At 68.6% G+C, this 9,609-nt stretch carries 12 protein-coding genes; 5 read left to right on the top strand and 7 right to left on the bottom strand.

Translation table 11 applies throughout. The features are described 5' to 3' along the window. On the bottom strand, positions 1-187 hold a 187-nt coding region (locus G3N64_RS36825; protein WP_205788543.1), incomplete at its 3' end, for a hypothetical protein. Between the two features lie 18 nt (positions 188-205). Continuing rightward, positions 206-373: a DUF1427 family protein gene (locus G3N64_RS36820; protein WP_205788542.1), complete on the bottom strand. Its 168-nt coding sequence runs from the start codon at positions 371-373 to the stop codon at positions 206-208. 98 nt (positions 374-471) lie between these two features. Between G3N64_RS36820 and G3N64_RS36815 the strand changes: the two genes are divergently transcribed. Beyond that, positions 472-1,395 carry a LysR family transcriptional regulator gene (locus tag G3N64_RS36815; protein ID WP_205788541.1) on the top strand — a complete coding sequence of 308 codons (924 nt, stop codon included), beginning with the start codon at positions 472-474 and terminating at the stop codon, positions 1,393-1,395. Between the two features lie 76 nt (positions 1,396-1,471). Here the strand turns inward: G3N64_RS36815 and G3N64_RS36810 are convergent, their stop codons facing one another. Together G3N64_RS36810 and G3N64_RS36805 are read right to left on the bottom strand one after the other, a co-directional pair. Continuing rightward, positions 1,472-2,158 carry a hydrolase gene (locus G3N64_RS36810; protein WP_205788540.1) on the bottom strand — a complete coding sequence of 229 codons (687 nt, stop codon included), beginning with the start codon at positions 2,156-2,158 and terminating at the stop codon, positions 1,472-1,474. A gap of 71 nt (positions 2,159-2,229) precedes the next feature. Then, positions 2,230-2,433 carry a hypothetical protein gene (locus G3N64_RS36805; protein ID WP_205788539.1) on the bottom strand — a complete coding sequence of 68 codons (204 nt, stop codon included), beginning with the start codon at positions 2,431-2,433 and terminating at the stop codon, positions 2,230-2,232. Between G3N64_RS36805 and G3N64_RS36800 the strand changes: the two genes are divergently transcribed. From G3N64_RS36800 to G3N64_RS36785, 4 genes are read left to right on the top strand one after another with little or no spacing between them, the layout of a single operon-like run. Next, on the top strand, positions 2,432-2,692 hold the full coding sequence (locus tag G3N64_RS36800; RefSeq protein WP_205788538.1) for a XapX domain-containing protein: 261 nt from the start codon (positions 2,432-2,434) through the stop codon (positions 2,690-2,692). The two genes, G3N64_RS36805 and G3N64_RS36800, sit on opposite strands and share 2 nt — an antisense overlap. Before the next feature lie 25 nt (positions 2,693-2,717). Continuing rightward, complete coding sequence (locus tag G3N64_RS36795; RefSeq protein ID WP_205788537.1) at positions 2,718-4,298, top strand: sodium:proton antiporter; 1,581 nt, start codon at positions 2,718-2,720, stop codon at positions 4,296-4,298. Between the two features lie 45 nt (positions 4,299-4,343). Next, on the top strand, positions 4,344-4,736 hold the full coding sequence (locus G3N64_RS36790; protein WP_205788536.1) for an OsmC family protein: 393 nt from the start codon (positions 4,344-4,346) through the stop codon (positions 4,734-4,736). A gap of 31 nt (positions 4,737-4,767) precedes the next feature. Continuing rightward, positions 4,768-5,652, top strand: coding sequence for a pirin family protein (locus G3N64_RS36785; protein ID WP_205788535.1), 885 nt, complete (start codon positions 4,768-4,770; stop codon positions 5,650-5,652). Positions 5,653-5,716: 64 nt separating this feature from the next. On the opposite strand, the gene G3N64_RS36780 is transcribed toward G3N64_RS36785, so the two are convergent. From G3N64_RS36780 to bcsA, 3 genes are all read right to left on the bottom strand, one after another. Next, positions 5,717-5,914: a hypothetical protein gene (locus G3N64_RS36780; RefSeq protein WP_085040574.1), complete on the bottom strand. Its 198-nt coding sequence runs from the start codon at positions 5,912-5,914 to the stop codon at positions 5,717-5,719. Next, positions 5,896-7,452 (bottom strand): cellulose biosynthesis protein BcsG, encoded by a 1,557-nt coding sequence (gene bcsG, locus G3N64_RS36775; RefSeq protein ID WP_205788534.1) that lies wholly within the window; start codon positions 7,450-7,452, stop codon positions 5,896-5,898. The genes G3N64_RS36780 and bcsG overlap by 19 nt, the downstream gene beginning before the upstream one ends. A gap of 27 nt (positions 7,453-7,479) precedes the next feature. Then, positions 7,480-9,609: UDP-forming cellulose synthase catalytic subunit (gene bcsA, locus G3N64_RS36770; RefSeq protein ID WP_205788533.1), on the bottom strand; the 2,130-nt coding region annotated here is incomplete at its 5' end.

The following is a 9,609-nucleotide window of genomic DNA, read 5'->3' as shown; positions in this document are numbered from 1 at the left end:
TGCGGCCGCCGAGGTCGATCACCTTCGTCGCACGGCCCGCGAGCGGCATCACGTCCGCGTCGCTGCCGACCGCGACGAAGCGGCCTTCCTTGATCGCCACGGCAGCGGCGACGGGGTTCGCGCGGTCGAGCGTCGTGATGCGCCCGTTGTGCAGGATGAGATCGGGTTGAGTAGCGGTTGCGCTCATGAAGTGTCCTCGATGCAGTCAGAAGCCGAGCCAGTGACGGACCGGTGCGATGGCCTGGGCGCCGATCAGCATGCCGGCCAGGCCGACCAGCGCGATCAGCGGCGGTGCCGGCGAGCGCACCTTGATCACGCTGTACATGACGCCGACCAACACGCCGGCGCCCAACGAAATTAGATAAGATTCCATAACGATTTTTCTCCCGGCCGGATTAGAATCACCTGCATCGCACGCCCGCCTTCGCGGTGCGCCGCATCCGTTTCGCTTCCCGGCCATTCATTCCGACCATGCAACACCTTCCTGATCTAGAAGCCTGGGCCATCTTTGCGCGCGTCGCGGAGACCGGTTCATTCGCGAAAGCCGCCGACCTGCTCGGCGTAACGCAGCCGACCGTGTCGAAAGCCATCGCGCGCCTCGAAAAGCGCCTCGGTGCGATGCTGCTGTACCGCACGTCGCGCAAGCTGTCGCTCACGCCAACCGGCGAACTGCTGCGCGACCGCGCGATCCGCCTGCTCGCCGATGCGGAGCTGATCGAAAGCGAAGCGACCGCGCAGGCGCTCGAACCGCACGGCCTCGTACGCGTGAACGCGCCGATGTCGTTCGGGCTGCGCCATCTGTCGCCGGTGCTGCCCGCGTTTCTCGAACGCTATCCGCACGTCGACATCGACCTCGTGCTCACCGATCACATCGTCGACATCGTGTCCGGCGGCTTCGACGTCGCGATCCGCATCGCCGAGCTGAGCGATTCGTCGTTGCGCTCGCGCCGGCTCTGCGCGGTGCGCCGTCCGCTCGTCGCGTCGCCCCTGTATTTCGAGCGGCATGGCCGGCCCACGCATCCGCACGACCTCGAACGGCACGTGTGCCTCACCTACACGAACCTGCCGACGCCCGAGTACTGGCGCTTTCGCCATCCGGCATCGGGCGAGGAAGTCGGCATCTCGGTGCATGGACGCATCCGCACCAACAACGCCGACGTGATCGCCCCCGCGCTCGTCGCCGGCCACGGCCTCGCGCTGCAGCCCGAATTCCTGGTGTGGGACGCACTGCAGCGCGGCGAACTCGAGGAAGCGATGCAAGACTGGAAGATCGCCGACATCAACGTCAACCTCGTCACGCCGCCCGGCATGCTGCGCGCCGCACGCGTGACGGTACTGCTCGATTTCCTTGCCGAACACTTCGCGCACGCGCCGTGGGCGCTGCCCGAGGCCTGAGCACGGCGGCCGGCGAGGACTTCGGCCGGCGCGTGCATCGCGTACGCCGGCCGCACCGGGCCCGGCCGGCGGCCCGTTACTTCGCCGGCACGGGCGGGAGCGACTCGTGCGGCGTCAGCGTACGCTCGGCGGCCTTGTGGACCATCGTGTACGCGTAGTCGACGCCCATCCCGTACGCGCCCGAATGCTCCTTCGCGATCGCCATCACCGCGTCGTACGAATCGCGGCGCGCCCAGTCGCGCTGCCATTCGAGCAGAACCTGCTGCCACGTGACGGGCACCACGCCCGCCTGCACCATCCGCTGCATCGCGAAATCGTGCGCGGCCTGCGACGTGCCGCCCGATGCGTCGGCGACCATGTAGATCTCGTAGTCGCCTTCGAGCATCGCGCACAGTGCGAACGTGGTATTGCAGACTTCCGTCCACAGGCCCGATACGACCACCTTCTTGCGGCCGTTCGCGGCGAGCGCGTCACGCACCTTCTGGTCGTCCCACGAGTTCATCGACGTGCGTTCGAGCGTCTTCTGGTTCGGGAATACGTCGAGCAGCTCGGGATAGGTATGACCCGAGAAGCTGTCGCTTTCGACCGTCGTGATCGTGGTCGGGATGTTGAATACCTTCGCGGCCTTTGCCAGCCCGACGACGTTGTTCTTCAGCACCTGGCGGTCGATCGACTGCACGCCGAACGCCATCTGCGGCTGCTGGTCGATGAAGATCAGCTGGCTGTTCTGCGGAGTCAGTACTTCAAGCTTCGGATTGCTCATGGCGAATGGCGTCCTGTGAACGAAAAAAAAGGCCTGCCTCGACCGTGAGAACGGGAGGAGCCGGAGGTGTGTCACGCCGGATCGTCGTCCGGCGCGAAACATTTAATCCGGAAACGCGCGGCGCGAACACCCAAGAAACGGAATCGATGTGATTCCGGAAACGGCGTCCATTCGGGGCGGCCCGCTCTTTTTTTCTTCACGTAAACCCGATAGGCTTTCAAAACTTTGACGGCGCCATTGCGGTGCCGCCCGGCCATCACGAGGCGCTCCTCCATGAAACCGTATGTCTTCTCGCTGCTCGCCGGCATCCTCGCCGGCGTCATCTACGGCGCGATCGGCGTGAACTCGCCCGCGCCGCCGATCATCGCGCTCACCGGCCTGCTCGGCATGCTGGCCGGCGAACAGATCCTGCCCGTCGCGCGGCGCATGCTCGCCGGCCATCGGCTGAACGCCGCATGGCGCGATGCGAAGTGCAGCCAGCACATGTTCGGCGCGCTGCCCGGCGGCAGCACGAACGAACGCAAGCCCTCATGATGCGCACACGCCGCACTGACCACGCATGACCAACGTCGAGCTGTTCCATTACCTGCTGCTGTTGATCTGCGGTGCGGGCGCGCTCACGTGGCTCGCCGAGCGGATTTCGATACCGCCCGCCGTCGTGCTGCTGCTCGGCGGCTGCGTGGTCGCAGTCGCCGGCAAGCGCGTGCCCGACATGGACCCGGCGCTGCTGCTCGCGGCCGTGCTGCCGCCGCTGCTGATGTCGAGCGGGTTCTACACCGCATGGAAGGAATTCCGGCAGGAGCTTGCGTCGATCGCGTCGCTCGCGCTCGGCGCGGTGGTGTTCACGACCGTCGCGGTCGCGCTCGCCGTGCATGCCGTGAACCCTGCGCTGCCGTGGGCCGCATGCTTCACGCTCGGCGCGATCGTGTCGCCGCCCGACGCGGTCGCCGCGAAGGCGATCCTGCAGCGCCACCCGCTGCCCGCGCGGCTCGTCGCGGTGCTCGAAGGCGAAAGCCTCGTCAACGATGCGTCGGGTCTGCTGCTGTACCAGATGGCCGTGTCGGCCGCGCTCGCCGTATCGATCACGGCCTCGAGCGCCACCGGGCTGTTCTTCTCGCTCACGCTGATCGGCATCGCGGTCGGCCTCGCGTGCGGCCATGCGATGAGCTGGGTGCTGCCGCGCCTGCGCGACCCGATGCTCGGCATCGTCGTGACCTTCGCGATGGCATGGGGCAGCTACGGGATCGCCGAAGCCGTCGACGGCTCGGGCGTGCTGTCGGTCGTCACTTGCGGCCTCGTGCTCGGCGTACGCCAGCATCGCGTGTTCGACGCCGACATGCGGATCAAGGCGAAGGCGACATGGGAAGCGATCGTGTTCGTGCTCGACGCGCTCGTGTTCATCCTGATCGGTCTCGCGCTGCACGCGATCCTCGCGGGCGTGAACCACGAGGGCGCGGTGCTGATGGCCGGCCTGCGCGTCGCGCTGCCCGCCACCGCCGCCGCGATCGCCGCGCGCATCGTCTGGGTGTTCGTCGCGATGTGGCTGCCCGGCCGCCTGCGCGCGCCGCGCGCCGGCCATGCACCGTGGTCGTGGCGCGAGGCCGTCGTGCTCGGCTGGTCGGGCATGCGCGGTGTCGTGAGCCTCGCCGCCGCGATCGCGCTGCCCGCCAACTTCCCCGGCCGCGACCTGATCCTGTTCAGCACGTTCCTGCTGATCATCGCCACGCTCGTCGTGCAGGGCGGCACGCTCGCGCCGCTGATCCGCGTGCTGAAGCTGCGGCCGGCCGCGCGGCGCACGATGTCCGAGCATGCGGTGCGCGCGCATGCGTTCGGCGCGGCGCTCGCCGAACTCGACGCGCTCGAACAGCGCGGGTCGACGCTCGAGCGGCCGTCGCTCGACCGCCTGCTCGCCGAATACCGGAACCGCGTCACCTTCAACGAACGCGCGCATCGCCACGGCGCCGAACCGGCCAACGTGCGGGCCCGCATGCTGCGCGTCGAACTCGAACTCGTCGGCGTGTCGCGCCAAGCGCTGCTCGACCTGCATCGCGACGGCAAGGTCGACGACGCCGTGCTGCACCGGATCGAATCGGAACTCGATTTCGAGGAACTGCGGCTGCAGCGGCTGCTCGAACCGTAACGCCCGGCCCGGCCGCCCGCCGCCCCCTTTTTCCATGGAATTGCAATGAGCGAACTGTCCGTCGAAGCAAGCATCGGCTCCGTCGATTACCTCGTCCACTTCAGCGATGGCGTCCACCAGTGGCGCGCCGACGAACCGGCATCGCTCGGCGGCGGCGATGCGGCGCCGACGCCCGTCGCGCTGCTGCTGTCGAGCCTCGGCGCGTGCACCGCGATCACGCTGAAGATGGTCGCGCAACGCAAGGGCTGGCCGCTCGCCGAAGTGCACGTGAAGCTCGCGCACGAATCGGGCAGCGCGGGCAGCACGATCGTGCGCCGTATCACGCTCGACGGCGACCTGTCCGGCGAACAGCGCGAACGCCTGCTGCAGATCGCGAATGCGTGCCCGGTGCACAAGATCCTCACGCACCCGATCACCATCGACACGGCGATCGCCTGACGCGCCCCGCATCGACCACGAGCCCCCCACCATGTCCGCCTCGATCAAGACCCTGCTCACGCCGCGCGAAAGCGACATCGGCAACCTCGTCGTGCGCCGCGTGCTGCCCGCGCGCGCCGCACGCCTCGTCGGCCCGTTCATTTTCTTCGACGAGATGGGGCCGGCCGTGCTGCCGGCCGGCCGCGGCATCGACGTGCTGCCGCACCCGCACATCGGCCTCGCGACCGTCACCTACCTGTTCGACGGCTCGCTGATGCATCACGACAGCCTCGGCTTCCGGCAGAAGATCGTGCCGGGCGACGTGAACTGGATGACGGCCGGGCGCGGCATCGTGCATTCGGAACGCTCGCCCGACGAAGACCGGCCGCGCGAGCAGCCCGTCCACGGGATCCAGACCTGGGTCGCGCTGCCGGTCGAGCACGAAGACACCGCGCCCGCATTCGTCCATCATGCGGCCGACACGCTGCCGTCGTTCACGCGCGACGGTGCAAGCGTGCGCGTGATCGCGGGCACCGCGTTCGGCCTCACGTCGCCGGTCGCCGTGTTCTCGCCCACGCTCTATGCGTATGCGGAATTCGCGGCAGGCGGCACGCTGGCGCTCGATGCCGAACATGAGGAACGCGGCGTGTACCTGGTCGACGGCGACCTCGCGATCGACGGCACGCCGCTCGCCCCCGCGACGATGGCCGTGCTCGAACCCGGCGCGACCGTGGCGCTCGCCAGCGCGAACGGCGCACGCGTGATGCTGCTCGGCGGTGCGCACCTGCCGGGCGAACGGTTCATCGAATGGAACTTCGTGTCGAGCGCGCGCGCGAAAATCGACGCGGCCCGCGCCGCGTGGGCCGACCAGAGCTTCGGCAAGGTGCCGGGCGAGGAAGACCAGTGGACGCGCCAGCCGGAACGCAAGGCGCAATAAGGTGCGATCAGCGGCATCGTCCGCAGGCAAGCAACGGCCGGCACACACGCCGGCCGTTGTGCGTTTACGTCTTCAATCCCATCAGCTTCGCGAGTGTCGGCCAGCGGTCGAGCGACTCGATGAACGCACGGCGCGCCTGCTCGTCGACGTAACGCTCGGGATCGAGCGCGGGCAGATGCCGCGCGAGGCCGAGCACGTCGTTCGGTTGCGACAGGCGATCGTCGTCGCCGTCGACGGGGAGAATTACTGTTCGTCGATCCATACGCCATCCGGAGTTTTCACCGCGTAGCCCGCGGCCGTCTGCATCGTCACCGTGCCCTCGTTCTCGCCCACCATCCGCGTACGCGGCAGATCGGCTGCGTACTGCGCGAGCGTCGTGCCCGGCTTGAACGGGCTGTTCGACACGAGGTTCGACAGCAGTTGCGCGAGCGCGAGGAAGCTGGTCGGCTGATCGATCACGGTCGTCGCGCCGTGGTTGCCGGCAAAGCCGACGAGCCGCACGCCGACCGGCCCGTGCACGATGCGCGGCGTCGGGATCTCGCGCAGGCCTGCAACCTGGTACTTGTCGCCGCGCAGCGCGGCGCCGTGCTCGGGCACGAACACGATCACCGCGCGGCGGCCCGATTGCGCGATCAGGTCGGCCAGGCGGTCGAAATCGTCCATCAGCTTCGTCACGCGCTGCGGATACGAGTCGATGCTCGTCAGCGAACTGCCGACGATGCGGTTGCCGTCGTGCAGGCTGATCGTGTTGTAGTACAGCGCGACCGGGCCCGGCACCGACGCGCGCTGCGCGTACCAGTTCGCGAGCGTCGCGTAGTCGCTCCTGATCTCCGAGCCGTCGAACGCGTGCATCGCGACCGGCGCGGCCGCGTTCGACACCGGCGGCGCGTCGGGCACCCCGATGTTGTCGTGGATCACCTGCAGGAAGTTGTCGAAGTGGCCGTCGTGGTTCAGCAGCGACTGCACCGTGTAGCCCGCGCCCGCCAGTTGCGAGAACAGGTAGCACTGCTGCGGCGCAGGCTTGTACAGGTCGGCGTGCGCCTCCTGCCCGCAGCTCGCGCGCAGCACGCGGATCGCCGCCGGGCCGCTGTAGCTCGCGGCGGTGCTGAAGTTCGTGAACAGGTAGTCGAAACGGCTCAGCATCGGATGGTTGCGCACCTTCGCGGCATCGAGGTCGTCCCACGACAGCGAGCAGATGTGCAGCACGATCACGTCGAACTGCGCGGCCGGATCGTTGCCGAGATGGCCGAACGCGACCTGCCGCTGCGATTCCTGCGTGCGGAACGTCGCGAGCGCGGCGTTGTGGTCCTCGGGCTGGCCGGCGAGCGTCGTGCCCGCCGCGTTCGCCTGCTGCGGAAGCGGTGCGACGACCCGCGCCATCAGCCCGCTGCCGGCTTGCCACAGCGGCATCGCGATCAGCACGGCCAGCACGAACGTCGCGACGCGCAGCCAGCGGTTGACGATGAAGTAGACGATCAGCGCGCCGGCCACCGTCAGCAGCAGCACCGGCGGCAACAGGCGCGGCAGCAGCTCCATCCAGTAGTCGAGACGGAACGTGCTCACTTCGCGCGCGGCCTCGGCGAGACGGGCGAGCGGCGGCGCATGCATCTCGCGTGCGAGCAGCGGCACCGCGATCGCGATCGCGACGAGCTGCCGGACGATGCGCCACGCACGGTGCCGGATCGGTGCGCTCGCCGCGAGCGCCACCGCGAACGCGAGGTTCGCGAGCCAGAACGGCTGCAGGTGCCCGGTCGCGAACAGCGCGAACTTCAGGATGAAATACAGATTCCAGAACGTCATCTAACCCACTCCATGATGCGCGCCGCGTCAGTCGCGCGCCCGATCGAGTTTCGGCGCCAGCATGGCCTGCAGGCCGCGCGCCGCACCCTTCCACATCCGTACGTAGCCGTCCAGGCCGATACGCAACACTTCCTTCAGCCCGCCGAGCGGCGTGTCGACGCGCTGGCCCTCGTGCCAGTCGAGCCACGCGTCCGCGCGGCCGAACGTGCATTGCACGAGCTGGCGCTCCTGTTCGAGCGTGAGTTCCTCGAAACTCACGCCGACATGGGTCGGCGTCACGCGGCTCACGCGCACCGGGAACGGGAACGGCCGGTCGCCGCGCGTCACGCACACCGTCAGCGTGTCGCCGACGGCGACCGGGAGCCCCGGCACCGCTTCGAGGCCGAGGCCGCCGGTCGAGTAGTCGCTCGTGAAGCACGCCGCCGTCGAGCCGTCGGCGAGCAGCAGCATGGCCGGCACGCGCATCGCGATCCGGTGCGTGACGCGCACCTGCTTGGTTTCGCGCGCAACCGCCAGCGCCGCGCCGAGCATCGCGAGGTTGTACACGGTCCAGCCGAGCGTGATCAGGATCGTCGACGCCTCGTCGCCCTGGTCGGCCACGAGCCGCCACAGGCCGGCGACGATCGCAAGCACGTTCATCCCGAACAGCACGAGATACGGCTTCGACGTCGACCAGTCGACGTAGCCTTCGTCGATCTTGCCGCCCTTGTCGGTCACGTTGAACTTGCCGTGCTTCGGGCTGAAGAACGCGACGGTGGTCGGCAGCGCGATGTACCACGCGAGCACCGACTCGTAGACCTCGGCCCAGAACGAATGGCGGTAGCGCCCCTGCATCCGCGAGTTCGCGACGTTCGCGAGCACCAGGTACGGGATCACGTAGCTCGCGAGCGCGAGCGACGACGCGTTGATGAAGTACAGGTGGAAGAACAGGTACGCGAGCGGGATCGTCAGGAACACCAGCCGCGGAATCCCGTAGAAGAAGTGCAGCATCGCGTTGCCGTAGCAGATCCGCTGGATGAAGCCGAGCCCGCGCCCGAGGAACGGGTTGTCGATGCGGAAGATCTGCGCCATCCCGCGCGCCCAGCGCGTGCGCTGCTTCACGTGGCCCGCGAGGCTTTCGGTCGCGAGGCCGGCCGCCTGCACGGTCGGCAGGTACGCCGACGTATAGCCGCGCCGGTGCAGCTTGAGCGCCGTGTGCGCATCCTCGGTCACGGTCTCGACCGCGACGCCGCCCACCTCTTCCAGCGCGCTGCGCTTGAGCACCGCGCACGAGCCGCAGAAGAACGTCGCGTTCCACAGGTCGTTGCCCGACTGCACGAGCCCGTAGAACAGGTTGCCCTCGTTCGGGATCTCGCGGAACGTGCCGAGGTTGCGCTCGAACGGATCGGGCGAGAAGAAATGGTGCGGCGTCTGCACCAGCGCGCATTTCGGGTCGCGCAGGAACACGCCCATCGTCGTCTGCAGGAACGAGCGCGTCGGCACGTGATCGCAGTCGAAGATCGCGATGTACTCGCCGTGCGTCTTCGGCAGCGCGCGGTTGATGTTGCCGGCCTTCGCGTGGCGGTTGTCGTCGCGCGTCAGGTAGTCGATGCCGGCCTCGGCCGCGAACGCCGCGAACTCGGGGCGCCGGCCGTCGTCGAGCAGGTACACGCGCAGCTTCGCGCTCGGCCAGTCGATGCTCTGCGCGGCGAACACGGTCGGCTTCACGACCGACAGCGGCTCGTTGTAGGTCGGGATATAGATGTCGACGGTCGGCCAGGTGTCGGGATCGTCGGGCAGCGGCACGATCGGCCGGTCGAGCGGCCACGCGGTCTGCACGAAACCGAGCAGCAGGATCATCCACGTATAGGCTTCCGCGCCGTACAGCAGGTAGCCGGCGACGGCCTCGACCGGGCTGCGGAAATCGAGCGTCTGCGTGGTGCGCCACCACACGTAGCGCACCGTCGCGAGCAGCGCGAGCGACGCGAGCGCGAGCGTCGGCAGATGCCCCGGCAGGCGGCGCAGCGCGAGCGCCAGCACCGCGACGATCGCGAAGAACGCGAACTGCGCGCCGGGCATCAGCGGTGACATCCCGGCCGCGGCCCACAGCAGCGCGCCGGCCACCAGCCGCAGCGGTGCGAGCCCGCGGCGCCGGCCCACGCCGTCATGTCGGCAGAG

The sequence above is a fragment of the Burkholderia sp. Ac-20344 genome (assembly GCF_017104975.1).
Taxonomy (GTDB): domain Bacteria; phylum Pseudomonadota; class Gammaproteobacteria; order Burkholderiales; family Burkholderiaceae; genus Burkholderia.
This window is presented reverse-complemented; position numbering and strand designations above follow the sequence as displayed.

Coding starts and splice junctions, on each gene's coding strand:
- G3N64_RS36820 (WP_205788542.1), bottom strand. CDS start 373: ATGGAATCTTATCTAATTTCGTTGGGCGCCGGCGTGTTGGTCGGCGTC.
- G3N64_RS36815 (WP_205788541.1), top strand. CDS start 472: ATGCAACACCTTCCTGATCTAGAAGCCTGGGCCATCTTTGCGCGCGTC.
- G3N64_RS36810 (WP_205788540.1), bottom strand. CDS start 2,158: ATGAGCAATCCGAAGCTTGAAGTACTGACTCCGCAGAACAGCCAGCTG.
- G3N64_RS36800 (WP_205788538.1), top strand. CDS start 2,432: ATGAAACCGTATGTCTTCTCGCTGCTCGCCGGCATCCTCGCCGGCGTC.
- G3N64_RS36805 (WP_205788539.1), bottom strand. CDS start 2,433: ATGGAGGAGCGCCTCGTGATGGCCGGGCGGCACCGCAATGGCGCCGTC.
- G3N64_RS36795 (WP_205788537.1), top strand. CDS start 2,718: ATGACCAACGTCGAGCTGTTCCATTACCTGCTGCTGTTGATCTGCGGT.
- G3N64_RS36790 (WP_205788536.1), top strand. CDS start 4,344: ATGAGCGAACTGTCCGTCGAAGCAAGCATCGGCTCCGTCGATTACCTC.
- G3N64_RS36785 (WP_205788535.1), top strand. CDS start 4,768: ATGTCCGCCTCGATCAAGACCCTGCTCACGCCGCGCGAAAGCGACATC.
- G3N64_RS36780 (WP_085040574.1), bottom strand. CDS start 5,914: ATGGATCGACGAACAGTAATTCTCCCCGTCGACGGCGACGACGATCGC.
- bcsG (WP_205788534.1), bottom strand. CDS start 7,452: ATGACGTTCTGGAATCTGTATTTCATCCTGAAGTTCGCGCTGTTCGCG.